This is a genomic window from Pseudomonas sp. B33.4 (assembly GCF_034555375.1).
In the GTDB taxonomy this organism is placed as follows: domain Bacteria; phylum Pseudomonadota; class Gammaproteobacteria; order Pseudomonadales; family Pseudomonadaceae; genus Aquipseudomonas.
Genome location: NZ_CP140706.1, coordinates 2,683,734 through 2,707,251, shown reverse-complemented (window position 1 = coordinate 2,707,251; position 23,518 = coordinate 2,683,734). Strand labels below are relative to the sequence as shown.

Annotated in this window: 25 protein-coding genes; 17 read left to right on the top strand and 8 right to left on the bottom strand. The window is 59.9% G+C overall.

The genetic code is table 11. The features are described from left to right. Positions 1-113: 113 nt before the first annotated feature. Positions 114-833 carry a FadR/GntR family transcriptional regulator gene (locus U6037_RS12040; protein WP_134173689.1) on the top strand — a complete coding sequence of 240 codons (720 nt, stop codon included), beginning with the start codon at positions 114-116 and terminating at the stop codon, positions 831-833. A 263-nt stretch (positions 834-1,096) separates the two neighbouring features. Here U6037_RS12040 and U6037_RS12035 read toward each other — a convergent pair whose 3' ends face one another. Both U6037_RS12035 and U6037_RS12030 read right to left on the bottom strand, forming a co-directional pair. Continuing rightward, positions 1,097-3,481 (bottom strand): RND family transporter, encoded by a 2,385-nt coding sequence (locus U6037_RS12035; RefSeq protein ID WP_322846898.1) that lies wholly within the window; start codon positions 3,479-3,481, stop codon positions 1,097-1,099. Next, on the bottom strand, positions 3,478-4,521 hold the full coding sequence (locus U6037_RS12030) for a WD40/YVTN/BNR-like repeat-containing protein (RefSeq protein ID WP_322846897.1): 1,044 nt from the start codon (positions 4,519-4,521) through the stop codon (positions 3,478-3,480). The genes U6037_RS12035 and U6037_RS12030 overlap by 4 nt, the downstream gene beginning before the upstream one ends. Before the next feature lie 462 nt (positions 4,522-4,983). Between U6037_RS12030 and U6037_RS12025 the strand changes: the two genes are divergently transcribed. The 7 genes from U6037_RS12025 to U6037_RS11995 all read left to right on the top strand — a co-directional run bounded on the left by U6037_RS12025 (position 4,984) and on the right by U6037_RS11995 (position 10,300). Beyond that, positions 4,984-5,574 (top strand): amino acid synthesis family protein, encoded by a 591-nt coding sequence (locus U6037_RS12025; RefSeq protein WP_007917992.1) that lies wholly within the window; start codon positions 4,984-4,986, stop codon positions 5,572-5,574. A 31-nt stretch (positions 5,575-5,605) separates the two neighbouring features. Beyond that, the gene (locus U6037_RS12020) at positions 5,606-6,439 is read left to right on the top strand and encodes an alpha/beta fold hydrolase (RefSeq protein ID WP_123593801.1); all 834 of its coding nucleotides are present in this window, start codon (positions 5,606-5,608) and stop codon (positions 6,437-6,439) included. Then, positions 6,436-7,917, top strand: a complete 1,482-nt coding sequence (locus U6037_RS12015; RefSeq protein WP_322846896.1) for an aldehyde dehydrogenase — start codon at positions 6,436-6,438, stop codon at positions 7,915-7,917. Before U6037_RS12020 ends, U6037_RS12015 begins: the two co-directional genes overlap by 4 nt. A 12-nt stretch (positions 7,918-7,929) precedes the next feature. Then, positions 7,930-8,415 (top strand): flavin reductase family protein, encoded by a 486-nt coding sequence (locus U6037_RS12010; protein WP_016984497.1) that lies wholly within the window; start codon positions 7,930-7,932, stop codon positions 8,413-8,415. A gap of 120 nt (positions 8,416-8,535) precedes the next feature. Beyond that, entirely contained in the window at positions 8,536-8,940 is a 405-nt protein-coding gene (locus U6037_RS12005) for a carboxymuconolactone decarboxylase family protein (protein WP_016984498.1), read from the top strand. A gap of 42 nt (positions 8,941-8,982) precedes the next feature. Further along, positions 8,983-9,735, top strand: a complete 753-nt coding sequence (locus U6037_RS12000; protein ID WP_099758791.1) for a GntR family transcriptional regulator — start codon at positions 8,983-8,985, stop codon at positions 9,733-9,735. Position 9,736: 1 nt separating this feature from the next. After that, positions 9,737-10,300: an NUDIX hydrolase gene (locus U6037_RS11995; RefSeq protein WP_160039545.1), complete on the top strand. Its 564-nt coding sequence runs from the start codon at positions 9,737-9,739 to the stop codon at positions 10,298-10,300. Between the two features lie 130 nt (positions 10,301-10,430). On the opposite strand, the gene U6037_RS11990 is transcribed toward U6037_RS11995, so the two are convergent. After that, the gene (locus tag U6037_RS11990) at positions 10,431-10,727 is read right to left on the bottom strand and encodes a DUF1330 domain-containing protein (RefSeq protein WP_322846895.1); all 297 of its coding nucleotides are present in this window, start codon (positions 10,725-10,727) and stop codon (positions 10,431-10,433) included. A gap of 68 nt (positions 10,728-10,795) precedes the next feature. Between U6037_RS11990 and ribBA the strand changes: the two genes are divergently transcribed. From ribBA to U6037_RS11965, 5 genes are all read left to right on the top strand, one after another. Beyond that, positions 10,796-11,905 (top strand): bifunctional 3,4-dihydroxy-2-butanone-4-phosphate synthase/GTP cyclohydrolase II, encoded by a 1,110-nt coding sequence (gene ribBA / locus U6037_RS11985; RefSeq protein WP_322846894.1) that lies wholly within the window; start codon positions 10,796-10,798, stop codon positions 11,903-11,905. Positions 11,906-12,272: 367 nt separating this feature from the next. Continuing rightward, entirely contained in the window at positions 12,273-13,298 is a 1,026-nt protein-coding gene (locus U6037_RS11980; protein WP_322846893.1) for an ABC transporter substrate-binding protein, read from the top strand. Beyond that, entirely contained in the window at positions 13,295-14,242 is a 948-nt protein-coding gene (locus U6037_RS11975; RefSeq protein WP_322847313.1) for an ABC transporter permease, read from the top strand. The genes U6037_RS11980 and U6037_RS11975 overlap by 4 nt, the downstream gene beginning before the upstream one ends. A 6-nt stretch (positions 14,243-14,248) precedes the next feature. Next, positions 14,249-15,058 (top strand): ABC transporter permease, encoded by an 810-nt coding sequence (locus U6037_RS11970; protein ID WP_007918021.1) that lies wholly within the window; start codon positions 14,249-14,251, stop codon positions 15,056-15,058. A gap of 17 nt (positions 15,059-15,075) precedes the next feature. Continuing rightward, positions 15,076-16,230: an ABC transporter ATP-binding protein gene (locus U6037_RS11965; protein WP_134173701.1), complete on the top strand. Its 1,155-nt coding sequence runs from the start codon at positions 15,076-15,078 to the stop codon at positions 16,228-16,230. Between the two features lie 217 nt (positions 16,231-16,447). On the opposite strand, the gene U6037_RS11960 is transcribed toward U6037_RS11965, so the two are convergent. Together U6037_RS11960 and U6037_RS11955 are read right to left on the bottom strand one after the other, a co-directional pair. Continuing rightward, positions 16,448-17,173, bottom strand: a complete 726-nt coding sequence (locus tag U6037_RS11960; protein ID WP_122660897.1) for a transporter substrate-binding domain-containing protein — start codon at positions 17,171-17,173, stop codon at positions 16,448-16,450. 82 nt (positions 17,174-17,255) lie between these two features. Then, on the bottom strand, positions 17,256-17,831 hold the full coding sequence (locus U6037_RS11955; protein WP_008088096.1) for a TetR/AcrR family transcriptional regulator: 576 nt from the start codon (positions 17,829-17,831) through the stop codon (positions 17,256-17,258). Positions 17,832-17,980: 149 nt separating this feature from the next. Between U6037_RS11955 and U6037_RS11950 the strand changes: the two genes are divergently transcribed. Both U6037_RS11950 and U6037_RS11945 read left to right on the top strand, forming a co-directional pair. Further along, a complete protein-coding gene (locus tag U6037_RS11950) occupies positions 17,981-18,778 on the top strand; it encodes a crotonase/enoyl-CoA hydratase family protein (RefSeq protein WP_095111468.1) in 798 nt (265 codons plus the stop codon). 31 nt (positions 18,779-18,809) lie between these two features. Continuing rightward, positions 18,810-19,703 (top strand): alpha/beta fold hydrolase, encoded by an 894-nt coding sequence (locus U6037_RS11945; protein WP_322846892.1) that lies wholly within the window; start codon positions 18,810-18,812, stop codon positions 19,701-19,703. Between the two features lie 109 nt (positions 19,704-19,812). Here the strand turns inward: U6037_RS11945 and map are convergent, their stop codons facing one another. The 3 genes from map to U6037_RS11930 form a co-directional block, all read right to left on the bottom strand. Further along, positions 19,813-20,604, bottom strand: a complete 792-nt coding sequence (gene map / locus U6037_RS11940) for a type I methionyl aminopeptidase (protein WP_322846891.1) — start codon at positions 20,602-20,604, stop codon at positions 19,813-19,815. After that, a complete protein-coding gene (locus tag U6037_RS11935) occupies positions 20,601-20,828 on the bottom strand; it encodes a ParD-like family protein (protein WP_007918027.1) in 228 nt (75 codons plus the stop codon). Before U6037_RS11935 ends, map begins: the two co-directional genes overlap by 4 nt. A 67-nt stretch (positions 20,829-20,895) precedes the next feature. Then, positions 20,896-21,753: a LysR substrate-binding domain-containing protein gene (locus U6037_RS11930; protein WP_322846890.1), complete on the bottom strand. Its 858-nt coding sequence runs from the start codon at positions 21,751-21,753 to the stop codon at positions 20,896-20,898. A gap of 109 nt (positions 21,754-21,862) precedes the next feature. On the opposite strand from U6037_RS11930, the gene phnD reads away from it, so the two are divergent. Continuing rightward, the gene (gene phnD, locus U6037_RS11925; protein WP_322846889.1) at positions 21,863-22,729 is read left to right on the top strand and encodes a phosphonate ABC transporter substrate-binding protein; all 867 of its coding nucleotides are present in this window, start codon (positions 21,863-21,865) and stop codon (positions 22,727-22,729) included. Continuing rightward, positions 22,726-23,517 (top strand): phosphonate ABC transporter ATP-binding protein, encoded by a 792-nt coding sequence (gene phnC / locus U6037_RS11920; protein ID WP_016987107.1) that lies wholly within the window; start codon positions 22,726-22,728, stop codon positions 23,515-23,517. Before phnD ends, phnC begins: the two co-directional genes overlap by 4 nt. Position 23,518: the final 1 nt, after the last annotated feature.

The window sequence follows — 23,518 nt, the reverse complement described above, 5'->3', positions numbered from 1 at the left end:
CCGCTATCGCGAGCAGGCTCACTCCTACATCTGGTTTTGTGTACTCCCTCAAGATTGCGCCGTGCCTGCTATGATGCGCGGCATCTCCATCGCTCAGGATCACGCCGCTCCCCATGGATTACCGCAAACCTTCCGACCGCAAAAGCATGCACTCGCGCATCGTCCAGGAACTGGGCATGCAGATCGTCTCTGGACGCTTCAAGCCCGACGACAAACTGCCCGCCGAAGCCCTGCTCTGCGAGGAGTACGCGGTCAGCCGTCCGGTGTTGCGCGAAGCCACGCGGGTGCTGGTCGCCAAAGGTCTGGTGTATTCCAAACCGCGTGTGGGAACAGTGGTGAAGGCGCGCCGCGAGTGGCACATGCTCGATCCCGATGTACTGCACTGGCTGATGCAAAGCAGCCCGCAGAATGAATTCTTCAATGTGCTGACCAGTGTGCGCAGCATCATTGAGCCAGCTGCCGCTGCCCTCGCCGCTCAACATGCGACCGACGCTGAAATTGCGGGGATTGGTGAGGCGTACCAGCGCATGGAAGCAGCGCCGACCCCGGAAGCCTTGTTGCAGCCGGATCTGGATTTTCATAGCCGGATTGCTGATGCGACCCACAATGATCTGTTGGCGAATCTGTGCAACATGTTGTCGGTGGCGATTGCCGAGGCGTTGAAGCATTCGAATCAGCGGCCGAATCTGCATGAATTGGCGTTGCCGCGGCATAAGGCGATTTTGACGGCGATTGAGAATCGTGATGCGCTGGGGGCTCGGCATGCGACGTTGGTGCAGTTGGATGATGCGCGTAGTGCGCTCAGCGTTGTGCTCGGAACTGAACTCTCTTAAATTTTTAACCCTCTTGCCCTCACCCTAGCCCTCTCCCAGAGGTAGAGGGGAACGACCGAGTTGTGCTTCGTCATACATCGACCTGAAAAACCGCGTCGATTATGGATTCACAGCAAATCGTTCAAGTCGGTGTAAATCGCCAATCTCCCCCAATCAGTCCCCTCTCCCTCCGGGAGAGGGCTAGGGTGAGGGGCTTTTGATCTTGAGCCACAAAAAAAAGCCGCAACCCCAAGGTTGCGGCTTTGTCGTTTCAGGCCCTCCGATCAGTGGGCAAACAGCGAATTACCCTTCTGCCCCGCCAGCTTCTCCGGCTTGATCAGGAACTTCGCCAGTGCCGGCAACAGCCACAGCGCACCGAACATGTTCCACAGCAGCATGAAGGTCAGCATCAGGCCCATGTCGGCCTGGAACTTGATCGCCGAGAAGATCCACGTGCACACGCCGATCGCCAGGCACAGACCGGTGAACAGCACCGCTTTACCGGTGGATTTCAGCGTCTGGTAATAGGCTTCCTGCAGCGGCAGGCCAGCGCGCAGGAAACTCTCCAGACGGCTGTAGATGTAGATGCCGTAGTCGACACCAATCCCCACACCCAGCGCCACCACCGGCAGCGTCGCGACTTTCACGCCGATGCCCATGAACGCCATCAGCGCGTTGCCGAGTACCGAGGTCAGCACCAGCGGCAGGACGATGCACAAGGTCGCCGCCCACGAACGGAAGGTGATCATGCACATCACCGCCACGCAGATGTACACCAGAATCAGGATGGTCAGCTCGGCCTGCTTGATGACTTCGTTGGTGGCCGCTTCGATCCCGGCGTTACCGGCGGCGAGGATGAATTCCAGGCCGTCCTTGTTGTTGTCCTTGGCAAATTCCTGCACCGCATGCACCGCACGATCCAGGGTTTCGGCCTTGTGATCGTTGAGGAACACCAGCACCGGCGCCAGCGAGCAACTGTTGTTGTAGAGACCGTCGGCGCGGGCAATCGAGTTGTTCAGCACGTCCGGGTTACGCGACAGGGTTTCCCATTTCAGGTTGCCCTCGTTCATGCCCTTGATCATCTGCTTGGACACGGTCACCAGCGAGATCGCCGACTGCACGCCCTCGGTGTTCTGCATCTTCCACATCAACTGATCGATCGGCGCCATGGCTTCATAACGCGAGCAGCCTTCGGCTTTGGTCTTGACCATCACCACCAGTACGTCAGAACTGGTGGAGTAGTTGCTGATGATGAAGTTGTTGTCCTTGTTGTAGCGCGAGTCCGGACGCAGTTCCGGCGCGCCCTGGTCGAGGTCGCCGATTTTCAGGTTCTGGCTGTACCAGAGGCCGCCACCGAAGGCGATCAGCGCCAGCACCACCGAGACGCGGGCGACTTTCGGATTGGCGAAGTTCGACAGCAGGCGCCAGAACGGATGTTCGCGGTTCGCGTCTTTCTTGCTCCTGGCAATCGCGCGTTTACTGATGCCGACATAGGAGATGGCGACCGGCAGCAGAATCAGGTTGGTGAACACGATTACCGCGACGCCGATAGACGCGCCGATCGCCAGTTCACGGATCACGCCGATGTCGATAATCAGCAGCGTGATGAAGCCCACCGCATCCGCGAGAATCGCGATCATCCCCGGCAGGAACAGTTGCCGGAAGGTGCGCCGCGCTGCGGTCAGGGCGTTATCGGCCTCACTGGATTGCAGGGCGATACCGTTGATCTTCTGCACGCCGTGGGAAATACCGATGGCGAAGATCAGGAACGGCACCAGCATCGAATACGGATCGAGCCCGAAACCGAAGAAGTGCATCAGACCGAGCTGCCAGACCACTGCCACCAGCGTCGTACTCAATACAGCGATGGTGCTGCGTACGCAGTTGGTAAACCACAACAGCAAAATCAGGGTAATGACGAAGGCGATGCCGAAGAACAGCACGACCATCACCAGACCATCGATCAAGTCGCCGACCTTCTTGGCGAAACCGACGATGTGAATCTTGACGTTGGGGTTCTGCGCTTCGAACTTGTTGCGGATCTTGTCTTCGAGTTCATGGGAGAACTTGCGATAGTCCAGCGCCAGCAACTTGCCCTGGTCTTCCGGATCCGGGTAGGACTCCAGCAGCGGGATATCGACGATGCTCGACTTGAAGTCGTTGGCCACCAGACGCCCGACCTGCCCTGACTTGAGCACGTTGTTGCGCAGCAGATCGAGGCTGTCCTGCGAGCCGTTGTAGCTCTGCGGGATCACTTCACCGCCGGCAAAACCCTCTTCGGTCACTTCGGTCCAGCGCACGCTCGGGCTCCACAGCGACTTCAGCCCGGAGCGATCAACGCCGGAGATGTAGAACACCTCGTCGTTGATCTGCCGCAGGGTCTCCATGTACTCCTTGGAGAAGATGTCGCCGTCCTTGGCTTCCACCGAAATGCGCACGGTGTTGCCCAGGTTCGCCAGATCGTTGCGGTGCTCCATCATCTTCTCGATGAACGGATGCTTGAGCGGGATCATTTTTTCGAAACTGGTCGACGGCCGGATCAGCGTGGCCTGCCAGAACAGGAAAATGCTCACCACCAGACAGATCAGGATCACTGCCGGGCGGTTGTTGAAAATCAGGCGTTCAAGAAACGTCGCCTTGTCCTGCTGAGGAGTGATCAAGGAAGTCATAGCCCCGCCTTCTTGTTATTGATCTCGGCACCGTTTGGCAGTGTGGTGTGAACGCCACCCTGCCCGCTCAGAATCAGGTTGCCGTCGCCGGCAGCGGTGACCGATGACAGCGAGATGCGGTCCGGACGGTTGAACACACTGAAGGTTTCGCCATTGTCGCCGCTGCTGATCACCGAACCGCCGTTGCCGACAATGACGATCGAGCCGTCCTCGAGCAGGGTAGCGCCGGACAGGCCGAACTCCAGTGCACCGCGCGCGGCTTTCAATTCAACCTGTTCCCAGGTGCTGCCGAAATCCGTGGAGCGATAAAGATTGCCGCGCAAGCCGTAGGCCAGCAGGGTTTGCGCTTGCGCGGTGCCGATCACGCCGAACAGCGAGCCTTCGTACGGGCCTTCGAGTTTTTCCCAGGTCTGGCCCCAGTCGGCGGAGCGAAACATGCTGCCCGACTCGCCGACGATGAACAGCCCGGCGTCCTTCACCGCCGCGATGGCGTTGAGGTGGAACTGGTCTTCGTTGTCGAGGCGGTCGCTGACGTCTTCCCAGTTTTTACCGCCATCGGTGGTTTCCAGCAGCGCGCCGTACGCGCCCACGGCGAGGCCGCTGTTGACGTCCTTGAACCAGACATCGAGCAGCGGCGATTCACGTTTGAGGTCTTCGAATTGCTTGGTCCAGGTCAGACCGCCGTCTGCGCTGGCGAGGATTTGCGCATCGTGGCCTACCGCCCAGCCGTGCTGGTCATCGACAAAGTACACCGCCGTCAGCAGTTGCCGGCTCGGCACCTTGGCCTGGGTCCAGGTCTTGCCCTGGTCATCGGAATAGACAATGTGCCCGCGATCCCCGACCGCCACCAACCGTTTGCCGGCGTGGACAACATCGAGAATCAGGCTTTTCGCGGCTTTGGCGGATTCGGTGGCATAGACCACGTCGGCAGGCGCCTCGGCGGCCATCACCGGTGCCGATAACGTGGCGAAGCCCAGCAGAGAGAGTGCTGTGGCCAGCAACGCGGTGTTGCGTAACGCCGGCGGGCGGCAACGACTCATAGACCTTCCCCTATTTATTATTGTTAGGCCATCAGGCCTTCAAGGGCGCCGCAAGTGTGCTCCGCTGATGGCTGCTCAGGAGCATAGTCCTGAAACCCGCAATCCAGAGCCACTTCGGAAGCTGGCTCATCCTATCGGGCTTTCGAAACGTCTGACAATCGGCGCCACGTTATCTTTTGTTAACCGAAAGCAGCCCTCTACCGACGCTGATTTCCATTGTGGGAGCGAGCCTGCTCGCGAAAGCGGTGTGTCAGCCAATGGAAAGGGTGACTGTTACACCGCCTTCGCGAGCAGGCTCGCTCCCACAGGGTTTAGGGGTGGTCTTGGTATTTGTGGTTGTCAGTGAATGCGCCGCCATTCGCCGGATGGATGCGGCAAAAGTTATCGAGGGGACTTGCACGATCGGTATTATGGTATACCATCAGACGCACAGACACTCTCAATCCCCCAACGGAGCAGCTCATGAGTTTCGAAATTCGCAAGATCGTCAGCTATGTCGAAGAAACCTTCATCGAAGGCGGCAAAGCCACTGACAAGCCAGTGACCATGGTCGGCCTCGCCGTGGTGATGAAAAACCCTTGGGTGGGCAACGGTTTCGTCGAAGACCTCAAACCGCAGATCCGCGCCAACTGCTCCGACCTCGGTGCGCTGATGGTCGAGCGTCTGGTCGGCATCATCGGCGGTGCCGAGAAGATCGAGGCCTACGGCAAAGCCGCCGTGGTTGGCGCCGATGGCGAGATCGAACACGCCTCCGCCGTGATCCACACCCTGCGCTTCGGCAACCATTACCGCGAAGCCGTGAACGCCAAGAGCTACCTGAGCTTCACCAACAAGCGCGGCGGCCCGGGCACTTCGATTCAGATCCCGATGATGCACAAGGACGACGAAGGTCAGCGTTCGCACTACATCACCCTGGAAATGCAGATCGAAGACGCGCCGCGTGCCGACGAAATCGTCGTCGTGCTGGGTTGCGCCGACGGTGGTCGTCTGCACCCGCGCATCGGCAACCGCTACATCGATCTGGAAGAACTGGCCGCCGAAAAAGCCCAGTAATCACAATAAAAAGGCACTGCAGGAGCGCTCCATGATTCGGCTCACCGCTGAACTCACCCCGGCTGGCACCAGTTACCTGGCGACCGGCCAAGGCCAGCCCGTGGTTTTGATCCACGGCGTGGGCCTGAACAAAGAAATGTGGGGCGGGCAGATTGTTGGTCTGTCCAGCCAGTACCGGGTGATCGCCTACGACATGCTCGGTCATGGCGCCAGCCCGCGACCGGCCAGCGGCACCGCCCTGCTCGGCTACGCCGATCAGTTACTGGAGCTGCTCGATCACCTGAATCTGCCGCAGGCAGCGGTGATCGGTTTCTCCATGGGCGGTCTGGTCGCGCGGGCCTTTGCCCTGCATTACCCGCAGCGCCTGCAAAGCCTGGTGGTGTTGAACAGCGTGTTCAACCGCAGCGAAGAACAGCGTGCCGGCGTCATCGCGCGCACCGCGCAAGCGGCCGAACATGGCCCGGACGCCAATGCCGAAGCGGCGTTGTCACGCTGGTTCAGCCGTGAATATCAGGCGGCCAACCCGGCGCAGATCGCCGCATTGCGCCAGACCCTCGCCAATAATGATCCGCAGGGTTACCTGACCACCTACGAATTGTTCGCCACCCAAGACATGTACCGCGCCGACGACCTGGGCAGTATTCAGGCGCCGACGCTGATCGCCACTGGCGAACTCGATCCGGGTTCGACCCCGGAAATGGCCGAGCAACTGGCCCGACGCATCCCCGGTGCGAAGGTTGCCGTGCTGCCCGAGCAACGGCATATGATGCCCGTAGAGTCGCCGCGTCTGGTCAATCAGACGCTGCTGGAATTTCTCCAATTCGCACACTCCCGACAAAACCATATAAAGGGGATCGTTGCATGACACTCGCACGCTTCCAGATGTGCATCGGCGGAGAATGGGTCGACGCCGTCTCCGGCAAGACCTTCGAAAGCCTCAACCCGGCCACGGCGCAAGCCTGGGCCGAACTGCCTGACGCCGATGAAGCGGACGTCGAACGCGCCGTGCAATCGGCACAGACGGCTTTCGACAGCCCCGCCTGGCGTGGTCTGACCGCCACCGCACGCGGCAAATTGCTGCGCCGTCTCGGTGACCTGATCGCGGAAAACAAGGAACAACTGGCGCAGCTGGAAAGCCGCGACAACGGCAAGCTGATCCGCGAAACCCGTGGCCAGGTCAGTTATCTGCCGGAGTTCTTCCACTACACCGCTGGCCTTGCCGACAAGCTCGAAGGCGGCACGCTGCCGCTGGATAAGCCGGATCTGTTCGCCTACACCGTGCATGAAGCGATGGGTGTGGTCGCCGCGATCATTCCGTGGAACAGCCCGCTGTACTTGACCGCAATCAAACTCGCCCCGGCCCTCGCCGCCGGCAACACGATTGTGATCAAGCCGTCCGAACACGCCTCAGCAACCATTCTTGAACTGGCGCGGCTGGCCCTCGAAGCCGGAATTCCGCCGGGCGTGGTCAACGTCGTCACCGGTTACGGCCCGAGCACCGGTGCCGCCCTCACCCGCCATCCGCTGATCCGTAAAATCGCCTTCACCGGCGGCGCAGCCACGGCGCGGCATGTGGTGCGCAGCAGCGCCGAGAACTTCGCCAAGCTGTCGCTGGAACTCGGTGGCAAGTCACCGAACATCATCTTCGCCGACGCCGACCTGGACAGCGCGATCAACGGCGCGATTGCCGGGATCTATGCGGCGTCTGGGCAGAGTTGCGTGTCGGGTTCACGGCTGTTGGTGCAGGACGAAATCTATGACGAGTTCGTCAGCCGACTGGTCGAGCGCGCCCAGCGCATCCGCATCGGTAACCCGCAGGAAGACAACAGTGAAATGGGCCCGATGGCCACTGCGCAGCAATTGGCGGTGGTCGAAGGTCTGGTCGCTGATGCCATTGCTGAAGGTGCGCGTTTGCGCACTGGCGGCAAGCGGCCAACCGATCTCGGCGAGGGCTGGTTCTACGAGCCGACGCTGTTCGAATGCGACCGCAATTCGATGAAGATCATGCAGGAAGAAGTCTTCGGCCCGGTGGCGTCGGTGATCCGCTTCAAAGATGAAGCCGAAGCGCTGGCCATCGCCAACGACTCGCAGTTCGGCCTCGCCGCCGGCATCTGGACCCGCGACCTGGGCCGCGCCCATCGTCTGGCGCGTGATGTGCGTTCGGGGATCATCTGGGTCAACACTTACCGCGCGGTGTCGGCGATGGCTCCGATTGGCGGTTTCAAGAACAGTGGCTATGGACGCGAAAGCGGCATCGATTCGGTGCTGGCCTACACCGAACTGAAAACGGTGTGGATCAACCTTTCCCAGGCGCCAATGCCTGATCCGTTTGTGATGCGCTAGGAGTCCTGCGAAATGATCGAACCCGGCATTTACAAAGACGTCATGAGCTCGTTTCCGTCCGGCGTCACGGTGGTCACCACTGTTGATCCGGAGGGCGGCATTGTCGGTATCACCGCCAGCGCCTTCAGCGCGCTGTCGATTGACCCGGCGCTGGTGCTGTTCTGCCCCAACTATGCTTCCGACACGTATCCGGTGTTGCGTGACAGCAAGAAATTTGCGATCCATTTGCTGTCTGCTGACCAGACGGCTGAGGCCTACGCCTTTGCCGGTAAAGGCAAGGACAAGGCCAAAGACATCGAGTGGCATCTGAGCGAGTTGGGTAACCCGATTCTGGCCAAGGCCACGGCGATCATCGAGTGCGAGTTGTGGCGGGAATACGACGGTGGTGATCACGCGATCATTGTTGGCGCGGTGAAGAACCTGATCCTGCCCGCACAACCGGTGACGCCGATGATTTACCACAAGGGCAAGCTAGGCCCCCTGCCGACACTGGCCTGATTGCCACACTCGATTCCCTGTAGGAGCTGCCGAAGGCTGCGATCTTTTGACTTTGATTTTCAAAGCAAGATCAAAAGATCGCAGCCTTCGGCAGCTCCTACAGGGGGGATTGGAGGAATGATGAGTAACGAAAAGTACGAAAAAGGCCTGAAAATCCGCACTCAGGTATTGGGCGAAGCGTACGTGCAGCGTTCAATCGACAACGCCGACGACTTCACCCGCCCACTCCAGGAAATGGTCACCGAATACTGCTGGGGCCATGTCTGGGGGCGCGAGGGGTTGTCGCTCAAGGAGCGCAGCATGATCAACCTGGCGATGATCTCGGCGCTCAACCGTCCGCACGAACTCAAGCTGCATGTGCGTGGCGCCTTGCGTAACGGCCTGAGTCGTGAGCAAATACGCGAAATTCTGCTTCAGGTCGGCATTTATTGCGGCGTTCCGGCAGCCGTGGACAGTTTCCGGCTGGCCCGTGAAGCCTTTGCCGAAGCCGACGCCGAAGCCTCAGTCAACCCCTCGGCTGTTTAGATGCCCGTCTGGCATGGACAGCCAACCGAAAGAGCGGACCCCATGAAACGCCAGCCACTCGACGACAGCTTCAAGGTCAATCGCAACCCCGTTACCCTGCGCGAGATCGTGCTGGATAAACTGCGTAGCGCGATCATGAATTTCCAGCTCATGCCAGGGGATCGTCTGGTCGAACGCGATCTGTGCGATCGCCTCGGCGTCAGCCGCACCTCTGTGCGTGAAGCCCTGCGTCACCTCGAATCCGAAGGCCTGGTCGAGTTCGCCGATGCCAAAGGTCCGCGTGTCGCCATCATCACATTGGCCGACGCCGTCGATATCTACGAATTGCGTTGCGTGCTGGAAGGTTTGATCGTGCAGCTGTTCACCCTGCGCGCCAAGGCCAAGGACATCAAAGCCCTGGAAAAAGCCCTCGACGACAACCGCAAGGCGTTGAAGGACGGCGAGTTGCAGCAGGTGATCGACTCAGTGCAGGGTTTCTACGACGTGCTGCTCGAAGGCTCGGGCAACCATGTCGCGGCCACTCAGCTGCGTCAGTTGCAGGCGCGCATCAGCTACTTGCGCGCGACCTCGGTCTCCCAGGAAAACCGTCGCGGCGCGAGTAACCACGAAATGGAAAAAATGGTCGAGGCGATCAAGAGCGGCGATCCGCTGGCGGCGCATCAGGCCTGCGTCGATCACGTCCGCGCGGCCGCTGCCGTGGCCCTCGATTACCTCAAGCGCAAGCAGGAAGAGACTGGCGCTACCCCGCCAATCACCCTGCCGATCGCCTTGAAAGAACCCCGTATAGGTCACTGATATGTTCAGCCCGAGCTATTGCCCGAAATGCGGTGGCCCTGACCTCGGTCAGCAGATACCGGCGGGCGATACGCACGAGCGCCTGATGTGTCGCGGCTGCGGCTACATCCATTACGTCAATCCGAAGATCATTGCGGGCTGCATCATCGAGCAGGACGGCAAATACCTGCTGTGCCAACGGGCGATCCCACCGCGTCCGGGCACCTGGACGCTGCCCGCCGGTTTCATGGAAAGCGGCGAAACCACCGAGCAAGCGGCGATTCGCGAAGTCTGGGAAGAAAGCGGCGTGCGAGCGGAAATCGTCTCGCCGTACTCGATTTTCAGCGTGCCGAAGATCAGCGAGGTGTACATCATCTTCCGCGCGATCGCGCTGGAGATCACCGGGCAGTACGGGCCTGAGACCATGGATTACAAGTTCTTCGCACCGGAAGAGATTCCGTGGGAACAGATCTATTACCCGGCGATCCGGCAGATTCTCGAGCGCTATATCGAAGAGCGCCAGGCTGGGGTGTATGGGATCTACATGGGCAATGACGACAGCGGCAAGATTCACTTCATCCGCTGATCACATCCCTCTGACACCCCAAAATCCCTGTAGGAGCTGCCGAAGGCTGCGATCTTTTGATCTTGTTTTTAGGAGCAAGATCAAAGGATCGCAGCCTTCGGCAGCTCCTACAGGGGATTCACGGTGAGTCTTAAAGCGGGGCGATGCCTTCGACGATGATGATTTCCGCCCTCGCCCATTCTTCGCGATAACTTTTCGCTTCCTGGTACGCCGCCGAGTGGTAGCACGCCACGGCTTTTTCGTAGCTCTCGAACTCGATCACCACGCTGCGCTGCGGCGTCTTGCGCCCTTCCATCGCCTCACTACGCCCGCCTCTGGCCAGAAACTTCGCGCCAAACTCAGCGAAGGCTGCCGGCGCGCGCTGGGTGTATTGGCTGTAGTGATCGGTATCGGCTATATCCACATGAGCAATCCAGTAAGCCTTCATAGTGACCTCTTTGTTGATTTTGTATTATGGTATACCAATATATTTCCAACGAACCCTGAGAGTCCAGCATGGCCTTCAACAGCATCGAAGAAATCATCGAAGATTATCGTCTCGGCAAAATGGTTTTGCTGGTCGATGACGAAGACCGCGAAAACGAAGGCGACCTGTTGCTGGCCGCCGACCGTTGTACGCCTGAGGCGATCAGCTTTATGGCCCGAGAGGCGCGTGGACTGATTTGCCTGACCCTGACCGACGAACATTGCCAGCGTCTGGGCCTTGAGCAAATGGTCCCGGCCAACGGCAGCGTGTTCAGCACCGCGTTTACCGTGTCGATCGAAGCGGCGGTTGGCGTGACCACCGGCATCTCCGCGGCGGATCGCGCCTGCACGGTTGCCGCCGCCGTCGCGCCGAATGCTCGCGCTGAAGACCTGGTGCAGCCGGGGCACATCTTTCCGCTACGCGCCAAGGAAGGTGGCGTGCTGACCCGCGCCGGCCATACCGAAGCGGGTTGCGATCTGGCGCGTCTGGCCGGGTTCACCCCAGCCTCGGTGATTGTCGAGGTGATGAACGATGACGGCACCATGGCCCGTCGCCCGGATCTGGAAGTGTTTGCGCGCAAGCACGGGATCAAGATCGGCACCATCGCCGACCTGATTCACTATCGCCTGAGTACTGAACACACCATCGAACGCATTGGCGAACGTGAGCTGCCGACGGTGCATGGCACCTTCCGCCTGATCACCTTTGAGGATCGCATCGAGGGCGGCGTGCACATGGCGATGGTCATGGGCGATCTGCGCCGCGAAGAGCCGACGCTGGTGCGCGTGCATGTGATTGATCCGCTGCGTGATCTGGTCGGCGCCGAGTACAGCGGGCCGACGAACTGGACGCTGTGGGCGGCGTTGCAACGGGTCGCGGCTGAGGGGAATGGGGTTGTCGTGGTGTTGGCTAATCATGAGTCTTCGCAGGCGTTGCTGGAGCGGGTGCCGCAACTGACCCAGCCGCCACGGCAGTTCAGCCGTTCGCAATCGCGGATTTATTCGGAGGTGGGGACTGGGGCGCAGATTTTGCAGAACCTTGGGGTTGGCAAGCTGCGGCATCTTGGGCCGCCGTTGAAGTATGCGGGGTTGACGGGGTATGACCTGGAGGTGGTTGAGAGTATTCCGTTTACCGAGTGAAGCTGCCCTCACCCCAGCCCTCTCCCGGAGGGAGAGGGAGCTGACCGAGGTGTTTAGTCGCTATACGCCGACCTGAAATATCGAGTCGTACTCGTTTTTGAACAGCACAAAGATCTGCTCCCTTTCCCCCCTCTCCCATTGGGAGAGGGCTGGGGTGAGGGGCTGGATCTAGAATTTCTACACATTTCTCAAGTGAAAAAACCACCAGCCGCCAGATAACCGGTAAGGCAAAGTGCTTGCACAATGTTTGGAATACCATAATATGATATTCCATAGACCGGACACTCAGACGAACGTCCAGCTACTGCTCCCGACAGGCGGGCAACAACGCAAGCCCGCTCAAAAACACAACAATGAGGGCGTGAACATGGTGTTGAACAAAGCTGCAACCGCGATCTTTTTTGCGGGACTGCTCAGCGTCACCGGCCAGGCTGCAATGGCGGCCGACAGCGTGAACTTCGTCAGCTGGGGCGGAAGCACCCAGGACGCGCAGAAACAGGCCTGGGCCGATCCGTTCAGCAAGGCCAGCGGCATCACCGTCGTGCAGGACGGCCCGACCGACTACGGCAAACTCAAAGCCATGGTCGAGAGCGGTAACGTGCAATGGGACGTGGTCGATGTCGAAGCCGACTTCGCCCTGCGCGCCGCCGCTGAAGGCCTGCTCGAACCTCTCGATTTCAAAGTCATTCAACGCGACAAGATCGACCCGCGTTTCGTCAGCGATTACGGCGTCGGCTCGTTCTTCTTCTCCTTCGTCCTCGGCTACAACGAGGGCAAGCTCGGCGCCAACAAGCCGCAGGACTGGAGCGCCCTGTTCGACACCAAGACCTACCCCGGCAAACGCGCCCTGTACAAATGGCCAAGCCCCGGCGTGCTCGAACTGGCGCTGCTGGCCGATGGCGTAGCGGCCGACAAGCTCTACCCGCTGGATCTGGATCGTGCTTTCAAAAAACTCGACACGATCAAGAAAGACATCGTCTGGTGGGGCGGCGGCGCGCAGTCGCAGCAACTGCTGGCGTCCGGTGAAGCGAGCATGGGCCAGTTCTGGAACGGTCGCATTCACGCCCTGCAAGAAGACGGCGCGCCGGTCGGCGTGAGCTGGAAACAGAACCTGGTCATGGCCGACATTCTGGTGATCCCAAAGGGCTCGAAAAACAAGGACGCGGCGATGAAGTTTCTGGCCAGCGCCAGCAGCGCCAAAGGCCAGGCCGACTTCTCCAACCTGACCGCCTACGCCCCGGTCAACCTCGACAGTGTGGAGCGTCTGGATTCGACGCTGGCCCCCAACCTGCCGACTGCCTACGCTAAGGATCAGATCACTCTTGATTTCGCGTACTGGGCCAAGAACGGCCAGGCCATCGCGACACGGTGGAACGAATGGCTGGTCAAATGAAAATGGCGGCCACCGCGTCCCGTCCCTCTACTGCCACCGGGAGCGCGACCAGCGCTGCCGGTTCGGCCCACGGAACACAGGCGGTTGCGATGCAGCAAGCCCCGACCCTCAGACAACGCTGGCGCGGCGCCGGCAACCTCGCGCCAGCGCTGCTGTTCATCGGCCTGTTCTTTCTCGCGCCGTTGATTGGCCTGCTGTTGCGCGGCGTGCTCGAACCGACCCCGGGCCTTGGCAACTATGAACAGTTGTTCGCCAACTCGGCGTATGCCCGGGTGCTGCTCAACACCTTTTCGGTGGCCGGGCTGGTGACGCTGTTCAGCCTGCTGCTGGGCTTTCCGCTGGCCTGGGCGATCACCTTGGTGCCGCGTGGCTGGGGGCGCTGGATCCTCAACATCGTGCTGCTGTCGATGTGGACCAGTCTGCTCGCCCGCACCTATTCGTGGCTGGTGCTGCTGCAAGCGTCCGGCGTGATCAACAAGGCTCTGATGGCGATGGGCATCATCGATCAGCCACTGGAAATGGTCCACAACCTCACCGGTGTGGTGATCGGCATGAGCTACATCATGATCCCGTTCATCGTGCTGCCGTTGCAGGCGACCATGCAGGCCATCGACCCGATGATTCTGCAGGCCGGTTCGATCTGCGGCGCCAGTCCGTGGACCAACTTCTTCCGGGTGTTCCTGCCGCTGTGCCGGCCGGGTCTGGCCTCCGGTGGTTTGATGGTGTTCGTGATGTCGCTCGGTTACTACGTCACCCCGGCGCTGCTCGGCGGGGCGCAGAACATGATGCTGCCGGAGTTCATCATTCAGCAGGTGCAATCGTTCCTCAACTGGGGCCTGGCCAGTGCCGGCGCCGCGTTGCTGATCGCGATCACTCTGGTGCTGTTCTACTTCTACCTGAAGCTTCAGCCGGAATCCCCGGTTGGCGCCAGTAACGCGAGGTAAGCCGACATGCTCCTGACCCCCAATGCGATGAGCCGACGCATGCGCTTCGGTCTCTACGCCACCACAGGGCTGATCGGTCTGTTCCTGCTGTTGCCGATCGTATTCATCGTGCTGCTGTCGTTCGGCTCTTCACAGTGGCTGGTATTCCCACCGCCGGGCTGGACGCTGAAATGGTACGGCCAGTTCTTCTCCAACCCTGACTGGATGAACGCTGCAGCAGCGAGCCTCAAAGTTGCTGTCCTCACGACGATTTGCGCCGTGGCCCTCGGTTTGCCGACTGCATTTGCGCTGGTGCGCGGACGCTTTCCTGGGCGGGAAATGCTCTACGGTCTGTTCACCCTGCCGATGATCGTGCCACTGGTGATCATCGCCGTGGCGGTGTACGCGCTGTTCCTCAAGCTCGGTTACACGGGGACGATGTTCGCCTTCGTCGTCAGCCATGTGATCGTAGCGCTGCCGTTTACCATCATCTCGATCATCAACTCGCTGAAGCTGTTCGATCAGTCGATTGAGGACGCCGCGGTTATCTGCGGTGCCTCACGCCTGCAAGCGGTGTTCAAGGTGACGTTCCCGGCGATCCGCCCGGGCATGGTTGCCGGCGCCCTCTTCGCCTTCCTCGTTTCGTGGGACGAAGTGGTGCTCAGCGTAATGATGGCCAGCCCGACCCTGCAAACCCTTCCCGTGAAAATGTGGACCACCCTGCGCCAGGACCTGACACCGGTGATCGCCGTCGCTTCGACGTTGCTGATCGGCTTGTCTGTTTTGGTCATGGTGATCGCCGCCGCATTGCGCCGGCGCAACGAAATCAGCGCCTGAGCGCCCAGGAGTACGACATGAGTGCCGTGATCAAAGACGCTTCCCAGCAGAACGACAAACCCCTGGTCAGCCTGCGCAACCTGAACAAACACTACGGCGACTTTGCCGCCGTCGACAACATCTCGCTGGACATCAAGGACGGTGAATTCCTGACCTTCCTCGGCTCCAGCGGCTCGGGCAAAAGTACGACGTTGTCGATGCTCGCCGGGTTTGAAACGCCGAGCAGCGGCGAGATCCTCGTCAACGGTCAGTCGCTGGTGAATGTGCCGCCGCACAAGCGCGATATCGGCATGGTGTTCCAGCGCTATTCGCTGTTCCCGCATCTGTCGGTGCGCGACAACATTGCTTTTCCTTTGGCGATTCGCAAACTCGCGGCGGCTGAGCGCGACAAACGCGTCGATGCGATGTTGAAACTGGTGCAGCTTGAGCAATTCGCCCATCGCCGCCCTTCGCAACTTTCTGGCGGCCAGCAACAACGTGTCGCCATCGCCCGCGCCTTGGTCTACGAACCACGCATTTTGCTGATGGACGAACCGCTCGGTGCGCTGGATAAAAAACTGCGCGAGGATTTGCAAGACGAACTGCGCCAACTGCATCGCCGTCTGGGCATCACCATTGTTTACGTGACCCACGACCAGGAAGAAGCCATGCGCTTGTCGCAACGCATCGCCATTTTCAGTCACGGCAAGATTGTCGGTCTGGGTAGCGGTTACGACCTTTATCAGAATCCGCCGAATGCGTTTGTCGCGTCGTTTCTGGGCAACTCGAACTTCCTCAAACTCAAGGCTCAAGGCAATGCGGCGGCTTCGTTTGAAGGACAGTCATTGTCGATTCGCCTGACCGCTGGGTTGCACACCGATCAGGATGTTTTGCTGATGGTGCGGCCGGAAAAGGCACTGGCGTTGAGCGTGGCGCAAGCAATCAGCGAACCGCTGCCGTCGGGTTGGAATGAGGTATCAGCGAAGGTTGTGGAAGTGTTGTTTCTGGGTGAGAGCCAGACGTGCAGCGTAGTCACCTCGGGCGGCACCTCAATGACGGTTAAAGCACTGTCAGCCGCCGGCATGCCGCTCAAGGCTGGCGATCCGGTGCAAGTGCGCTGGGCCACCGCTGATGCTTGCGTCTACACCGAATGGACCGAAAGCGACCTCAACAAAGCCGCCGGCTCCCACTGAAACCCCCTGTAGGAGCTGCCGCAGGCTGCGATCTTTTGATCTTGCCGTTAAAAACAAGATCAACAGATCGCAGCCTCGTTTCACTCGACAGCTCCTACAGGAATGCATTGCAAATGTGGGAGCGGGCTTGCTCGCATAGAGGCTATCGCGAGCAGGCTCACTCCTACAATTGAACCGTGTTTGCCCCTCAGGGCTGCGGTGGCTCTTTTTTTTGCTCTCAAGGCGCGACCGTCACATCGCCCTGCCCACTCTCGGCCAGCGCTGCAGCGACAAACCCTTCAGCCTTCTTGCGCTCGACGAACGCCCGCACATACGCTGCGCCTGCCTCCCGCCCACGGGGCACCGCCATGGCCTGGCGAATCGCCGTGAACGCGCCGTCCAGCACGCGGTAACGCGCGTCGGCATCCGCGACTTTCTGCAATGGCTGACGGACACCGGCGGCGGCATCCAGGTGTTGCTCGATAAACAGGTCAACGGCACCCGCCGAGGTTTCGGCACGCTCCAATTGTGCGTGCTGCAGCGTGCGACTGAGGAACAGGTCGTAGGCTGCGCCTTTGCCAACGGCCAGTCGCAATCCTGGCTGATCGAGATCCTCGACGTTGCGATACGAGGCCTGCGCCTCGACCAGATAAGTCCCTTCAATGATCACGTACGGCTCGCTGAACGCAATCTGCGCCTCACGCACCGGCTCGATGGCGAGGAATGCCAGATTCCATACGCCCTCTTCCAACGCCGCGAAGACCTTGCCCGCCGCATCAAAGGTGCGCATCTCCAGTTCGACACCCAGCTCGGCAGCCAGCGCGATCGCCAAAGCCACCGAAACACCTTGCGGCGCACCATCTGCTCTGCGCTGCGCCAGCACCGGGTTACCGAAGTTGATGGCGGCATGCAGCACGCCGTCGGGCGCGAGATCGGCCATCACGGCCGGGGTGATTACACTCATCGTGTTGCTCCCTGATTGGATAAGAAATCAGTGTGTGTCGTGACTGACAACTGTCGAGGACACAACACCCAGCGGGTAAGCCTTATGTCGGTGCCTGACAGGCACTCAAATGTTCCAGCGCCCGACGCGTCACCGCATCAATGTAAGCCGCGTCACCATAGACCCGCGCCAGCAGAATCGCCCCCTCGTAATCCGCCACCCATTGTCGAGCGGTCAGCAAGGCTTGTCCCTCATCGACCTGACCTTCCAGCAAATGCGCAAACGCCTTGGCCCATGCATCGAAAAAACCGCGAATCGGCTCCAGCAATTCACTTTTACCGTACGCCGCATCGACCGCCACCACGCCCATCAGGCAACCAATCGAGTCATCCTGAAACAGCCGCGCAGCCTTGCGGCCCATTTTGCTCAGGCGTTCTTGTGGCGTGAGTTTTTCGTCGAAGGCCACGGCAAACAAGGTCTGGTTGATGACCTGATGCGTCCAGTCGAGCACGTCACGCAGCAAGGCCTCCTTGTTCGGATAGTGGTGATAGAACGAAGCCTTGGTAAAGCCGCAAGCGGACGCAAGCACGTCCATGGTGGTGCCATGATAGCCAAGGCGCTTGAAGGTATTGGCGCACCGCAGAAGCAGCTCTTCACGGGGGATTTTCAACGGTCGCACGAGTATTTCCTGATCCGGATAACTGGCGGTGATTCTATGACATAAGCCTGCCCTTCTCAATTTGACGGTTACCAACTGTTCGTTTAGTTTCTATTTACCGAACGGATGGTCAGTAACTGGCCGCCGACAAAAAATCAGGGAGAGCAGAGATGAACGAAGCCAACAGTGGCCCCGGCCGAGTCACCCGCGAACAACGCGGTCAGTTGTTTTTGATCGGTCTGGATCGCGCCGGCAAACGCAACGCATTCGACAGTGCAATGCTGACGGACCTGGCATTGGCCATCGGCGAGTATGAGCGCAATGACGAACTGCGCTGCGCCGTGCTGTTCGCCCATGGCGAGCACTTCACTGCGGGTCTGGACTTGATGGAACTGACGCCAAAACTGGTGTCAGGCGCCTTCAAGTATCCTGAAGAAGGCATCGACCCATGGGGCGTTTCCAAACCGCGCAGGCGTAAACCGGTGGTGGTTGCCATTGAAGGCATTTGCTGGACGGCGGGCATCGAATTGATGCTCAACGCCGACATCAGCATTGCCGCCACCAATGCCCGTTTCGCTCATCTGGAAGTGTTGCGCGGGATCTCACCCGCCGGCGGTTCCACCGTGCGCTTCACCCGCGCAGCGGGCTGGACCGCCGCCATGCGCTACATGCTCACGGGGGAAGAGTTCGATGCCACTGCCGCCCTGCACATGCGCCTGCTGACCGAAGTGGTCGCACCCGGCCAGACTCTGGCACGCGCCATCGAGTACGCCGAACGCATTGCCAAGGCTGCGCCTCTGGCGATTCAGGCGACGCTGCAATCGGCGTTTCTGGCGCAGGATCAGGGTGACGATGCGGCACTGTCGAAGCTTGATGAACAACTGCTGGCCCTGATCAAAACCGAGGATGTCCGCGAAGGCGTCATGGCGATGATGCAAAAGCGCGAACCGCAGTTCAAAGGTCGCTGAAGGCTTTGCTCAACTCACTCGGAACAATTTCATGAACACCATGGCCGCAGCCTTCACCGAATCGATCCAGAGACAGGACATCGCCCTCATTGCCCGCGATGGTTATCCGTTGTCAGCCAAGCGCTACAGCGCGCCGGGCGCGGTCAAAGGCAACCTGATCATGGCCGGCGCCACCGGGGTGCAACAGCGTTTTTATCGGCGCTTTGCCGAGCATGCAGCGCGTCAGGGCTTCAATGTCCTGACCCTCGATTACCGGGGCATCGGTGAATCGAAGCCGGCTTCCCTCAAAGGCTTTGAGATGTCTTATCTGGATTGGGCTTATCAGGATCTGGCGGCGGCAGTGGATCTGCTAAGCCAGGAAGCGTTGCCGTTGTATTGGGTCGGCCATTCGTTTGGTGGTCACGCGATTGGTCTGTTGCCCAATCACCCCGCCCTGACAGCTTGCTACACCCTGGGCAGTGGCGCGGGGTGGAGCGGCTGGATGTCCCGAACCGAGGCCTGGAAAATCCGTCTGATGTGGACGTTTGTGCTGCCGGTGATTGTCGCCCGCAAAGGCTACATGGCCTGGAGCATGCTGGGCATGGGCGATGATTTGCCGCTGGGCGTTTACAACGACTGGAAACGCTGGTGCAAATTCCCCCACTACTACTTCGACGACCCCCAGATGAGCCATCTGCATGCGCTCTACGCCGAGGTCACAACGCCATGCGTTTTCGCCACGTCGGTCGATGATCCGTGGGCGCCACCGCGTTCGCGCGATGCGTTTGTCAAAGCCATGGTGAATGCACCGCTGACATTGCTGGATCTGCAGCCGCCACTGGGCAGCAAACCTTACGGGCACATGGGTTACTTCCGCGAAAGCGCACAGCCGTTGTGGGATGAGGTGCTTGATTGGCTGCAAAGCGCCCCTGCACACACCACATAACTTGTAGGAGCTGCCGCAGGCTGCGATCTGTTGATCTTGCTGTTAAAAACAAGATCAACAGATCGCAGCCTCGTTTCACTCGACAGCTCCTACAGGGGGTTTATGGTGTTTAGGTGATCGGGGAATAGCCTTCGATCTGATCCGGCCAGGCGGTGAGAATTTCAAAGCCGGTCTCCGTCACCGCCACCATATGCTCCCACTGCGCCGACAACGAGCCATCCTTGGTCAGCACCGTCCAGCCATCGGGCATGTTCTTCACATGACGTTTACCGGCATTGAGCATCGGCTCCACGGTAAAAATCATCCCCGCCTTCAACTTCATGCCTTGATTGGGAAAGCCGTAATGCAGGATTTGCGGTTCATCGTGATAGACCTTGCCGATCCCGTGCCCGCAATACTCACGCACGACGCTGAAGCCTTCCTTTTCCGCCAACGTCTGGATCGCGTGGCCGATATCGCCCAAGGTGGCGCCCGGCTTGACCACGCGAATCCCCGCGCACATGGCGTCATAGGTAGTCTTGATCAGATGCTGCGCCTCAGGCGTAGCCTCACCGACCACGTACATGCGGCTGGTGTCGCCGAACCAGCCGTCCTTGATCACCGCGATATCGAGATTGACGATATCGCCATCCTTCAACGGCGTGCCCGACGGAATGCCGTGACAGACCACATCATTGACCGAGGCGCAGACGGTTTTCGGAAAGCCGTGATAACCGACGTTGGCCGGCACTGCTTTTTGCACATTGACGATGTAGTCGTTGCACAGTTGATCGAGCTGATCAGTGGTGACGCCGGCCTTGACGTGCGGCACCAACATCGCCAGCACTTCAGCCGCGAGTTTGCCGGCGGCGCGCGATTGCGCGATGTCGGCAGGGGTGTTGATCTTGATCTGGTTTCTCATGCGCTGACGGCTTCCTGAGTCAGTTGTTGCAGATCCAGCCCGCCATTCTGTTCGGCGCGGATCAGCAAGCGGCAAATGGCGCTGTGGTCGAGGTTGGGGTGCAGTTCGGCGAGCATGCCGATGCGCATCCAGTGCTCGGCCTGCGCGTTGATCGAGCGGCTGAGGGCGTTGCTGGAGATCCGCAGGTTCTCGTGCATGTCCTCTGAAATCTTTACGATGCCCATATATGAATCCGATACGATGTGTATATGGATCGTATATTAGCCAAGCCTCGCTGAAGATTGCAAACCCTCAGCCGAGCGCCGCATCAAAAAACGACGAAATGAGCCGACTGGAACGCCGCTCGGCCAAACAGTACAGGTACGTCTCGGTAAACAGTTCTTCGCCATCGATTCTGATCGTGCGGATGTTCGGGTCGGCAATGAACTCCGCTTCCGACACCACACCCAGCCCCAACCCACGCACCACCGCTTCCCGCAACGCCTCACGACTGCCGATTTCCATGGCGATGCGCGGTTTCACCTGCGCCGCATTCAGCGCCTGCTCCAGCACCAGCCGCGTGGTGGAACCGGGCTCACGTTGTAGAAGCCGCTGCCCTTCCAATTCATCCAACCGCACGCTGCCGCGATTGGCCAGCGGATGCTCATGATGGGCAAACAGGATGATCGCGTGGCGCGCATAACGCACTGCGCACAACGCCGGATCATCCTGACGCCCGGCTAGAACGGCTATGTCGGTCACATAGTTTTCCAGATCCGACAGCACTTGCGCCGAGTTGCCGACGCGAATCGACACGTCGATATTCGGATGCTGTTGCAAATAGCTGTCGACCATCTCGATCACATGAAACGGCCCCACCGCACCAACCTTGAGCTGGCCACTGTCGAGCCGCCCGGAATCGCGCAGCAGGTTGTGCGCCTCCAGCTCCAGCAAGGCAAGCCGTTGTGCGATAGGCAGCAACTGCCGCCCTACATCGGAAAGCTCGATCCGCCGCCCGCGCCGATGGAACAGCTCAACATTGTGCTGGCGTTCCAAGGCTTGTACTTGCGTGGTCAGCGTCGGTTGGCTGAGCCCCGACGCCCGCGCACCAGCACTGAAACTGCCGTGACGGGCAACGGCGAGAAAGGCCCGCAATTTGGCGCTCGACATCCATAGACTCCATCAATAGTTAGCTGCGGTTTCGCATATTGAATTGATTGAATGACTGTCACGTGACAGACCTAGCCTGTGGCAACTCCCAACCACACCGTGGAATGCCATGAAAACAATCAAACAGTTTCTGCGTGTCGCCAGCCTTGCCGTACTTGCCCTGAGTGCCAGCCAGGTCTGGGCCAAGGACAAACTGACCATTGGCCTGATCCCCTCCGAAGACTCCCAGGCAATGATCGAATCGAGCAAACAGGTACTCGACGACCTGCAAGCCAAAATCGGCATGCCGGTGGTGCCGTTCGTGGCCACCGACTACAACGGCATCATCGAAGCGCTGCGCTCGGGCAAACTCGACGTCGCCTATCTCGGGCCGTTCTCCTACGTGCTGGCGACCTCGGTGGCGGATGTCGAAGCGTTCTCGGTGGCGGTGACCAAGAAGACCGGCCAGAGCGCGTACAAAAGCGTGATTCTGGCGCGCAAGGACAGCGGCATTCATACGCTGGCCGACCTCAAGGGTCATACATTCGCGTTCGTCGACCCGAGTTCGGCCTCCGGTCATCTGTTCCCGAAAGCAGGCCTGGAGCAGGCAGGATTTGCGCCGGATACACTGTTCAAACGAGTGATATTTTCGGGGTCCCACGACGCCAGCATCCTTGCGGTCGAGAACAAGAAAGTCGATGCCGCCGCTGTCGCCGACCGCATCTTCGCCAGCGCCGTGGCCAAAGGTGTGGTCAAGCAGGATGACTTTGAAATCGTCTGGAGTTCCAAGCCGATCCCCGAATCGCCGATGGTCTGGCGCAAGGCACTCGACCCGGAGTTGAAGAAGAAAATCGCCGACGCGCTGGCTTCAATCAAGGACGTGCCGTGGGGTGATCAGGGCGTGCTCAATGGCTTCCAGCCCACCACCGATGCGTCCTATGACGTGGTGCGTGAAACCGCCAAGGTGCTCGATCTCGATTTGCGGAGCATGAAATGATCAGCATCCGCCAACTGACCAAACACTACGGCAGCAACCCGGTGTTGCGCGGCATCGACCTTGAAGTCGCTGCGGGCGAATTCGTCGTCGTGCTCGGTCAGTCCGGCGCCGGCAAATCGACCTTGCTGCGTTGCATCAACCGCTTGGCCCAAGCTGACAGCGGCACGTTGAACGTCGCCGGTATCGACGCCCTCGCCTGCCCCGACACCAGCGTCCTGCGCCGTGAAGTCGCGATGATTTTTCAGCACCACAACGTCGTACCACGCCTGAGCGTGTTGAAGAATGTGCTGACCGGTCGCCTCGGTTCCGTCGGCACCCTCGCCTCCATTCTGCAACTGTTCCGCCGTGACGATGTGGCGCTGGCGATGCAATGCCTGGAGCGCGTCGAACTGGCGCACAAGGCTGGTGAGCGTACCGATTCGTTGTCTGGCGGACAAAAACAGCGCGTCGGCATTGCCCGCGCTCTGGCGCAACGGCCGCAGGTGATTCTGGCCGATGAACCGATCGCCAGCCTCGACCCGAAAACCGCGCGCCTGGTGTTGCAGTACCTGCGCGATGCCACTCGCGAACTGGGCATCACCGTGCTGTGCAATCTGCATCAGGTCGAATACGCCCGTGAGTTTGGCGACCGCGTGGTCGGCCTTGCTCACGGCAATCTGGTGTTCGATGGCAAAGCTTCAAGCATGACCGAAGCGGATCTGGCGCGAATCTATCCGGGGCAATTAGCGGACTCCTCCGCCGACATCCCGACGCCCACCCTGTCCTACCGCGCTGCCTCGAGGGCCTGAG

Excerpts from the sequence above, each read along its gene's own strand:
- U6037_RS12040 (WP_134173689.1), top strand. The coding sequence starts at position 114 with ATGGATTACCGCAAACCTTCCGACCGCAAAAGCATGCACTCGCGCATC.
- U6037_RS12035 (WP_322846898.1), bottom strand. The coding sequence starts at position 3,481 with ATGACTTCCTTGATCACTCCTCAGCAGGACAAGGCGACGTTTCTTGAA.
- U6037_RS12030 (WP_322846897.1), bottom strand. The coding sequence starts at position 4,521 with ATGAGTCGTTGCCGCCCGCCGGCGTTACGCAACACCGCGTTGCTGGCC.
- U6037_RS12025 (WP_007917992.1), top strand. The coding sequence starts at position 4,984 with ATGAGTTTCGAAATTCGCAAGATCGTCAGCTATGTCGAAGAAACCTTC.
- U6037_RS12020 (WP_123593801.1), top strand. The coding sequence starts at position 5,606 with ATGATTCGGCTCACCGCTGAACTCACCCCGGCTGGCACCAGTTACCTG.
- U6037_RS12015 (WP_322846896.1), top strand. The coding sequence starts at position 6,436 with ATGACACTCGCACGCTTCCAGATGTGCATCGGCGGAGAATGGGTCGAC.
- U6037_RS12010 (WP_016984497.1), top strand. The coding sequence starts at position 7,930 with ATGATCGAACCCGGCATTTACAAAGACGTCATGAGCTCGTTTCCGTCC.
- U6037_RS12005 (WP_016984498.1), top strand. The coding sequence starts at position 8,536 with ATGAGTAACGAAAAGTACGAAAAAGGCCTGAAAATCCGCACTCAGGTA.
- U6037_RS12000 (WP_099758791.1), top strand. The coding sequence starts at position 8,983 with ATGAAACGCCAGCCACTCGACGACAGCTTCAAGGTCAATCGCAACCCC.
- U6037_RS11995 (WP_160039545.1), top strand. The coding sequence starts at position 9,737 with ATGTTCAGCCCGAGCTATTGCCCGAAATGCGGTGGCCCTGACCTCGGT.
- U6037_RS11990 (WP_322846895.1), bottom strand. The coding sequence starts at position 10,727 with ATGAAGGCTTACTGGATTGCTCATGTGGATATAGCCGATACCGATCAC.
- ribBA (WP_322846894.1), top strand. The coding sequence starts at position 10,796 with ATGGCCTTCAACAGCATCGAAGAAATCATCGAAGATTATCGTCTCGGC.
- U6037_RS11980 (WP_322846893.1), top strand. The coding sequence starts at position 12,273 with ATGGTGTTGAACAAAGCTGCAACCGCGATCTTTTTTGCGGGACTGCTC.
- U6037_RS11975 (WP_322847313.1), top strand. The coding sequence starts at position 13,295 with ATGAAAATGGCGGCCACCGCGTCCCGTCCCTCTACTGCCACCGGGAGC.
- U6037_RS11970 (WP_007918021.1), top strand. The coding sequence starts at position 14,249 with ATGCTCCTGACCCCCAATGCGATGAGCCGACGCATGCGCTTCGGTCTC.
- U6037_RS11965 (WP_134173701.1), top strand. The coding sequence starts at position 15,076 with ATGAGTGCCGTGATCAAAGACGCTTCCCAGCAGAACGACAAACCCCTG.
- U6037_RS11960 (WP_122660897.1), bottom strand. The coding sequence starts at position 17,173 with ATGAGTGTAATCACCCCGGCCGTGATGGCCGATCTCGCGCCCGACGGC.
- U6037_RS11950 (WP_095111468.1), top strand. The coding sequence starts at position 17,981 with ATGAACGAAGCCAACAGTGGCCCCGGCCGAGTCACCCGCGAACAACGC.
- U6037_RS11945 (WP_322846892.1), top strand. The coding sequence starts at position 18,810 with ATGAACACCATGGCCGCAGCCTTCACCGAATCGATCCAGAGACAGGAC.
- map (WP_322846891.1), bottom strand. The coding sequence starts at position 20,604 with ATGAGAAACCAGATCAAGATCAACACCCCTGCCGACATCGCGCAATCG.
- U6037_RS11935 (WP_007918027.1), bottom strand. The coding sequence starts at position 20,828 with ATGGGCATCGTAAAGATTTCAGAGGACATGCACGAGAACCTGCGGATC.
- U6037_RS11930 (WP_322846890.1), bottom strand. The coding sequence starts at position 21,753 with ATGTCGAGCGCCAAATTGCGGGCCTTTCTCGCCGTTGCCCGTCACGGC.
- phnD (WP_322846889.1), top strand. The coding sequence starts at position 21,863 with ATGAAAACAATCAAACAGTTTCTGCGTGTCGCCAGCCTTGCCGTACTT.
- phnC (WP_016987107.1), top strand. The coding sequence starts at position 22,726 with ATGATCAGCATCCGCCAACTGACCAAACACTACGGCAGCAACCCGGTG.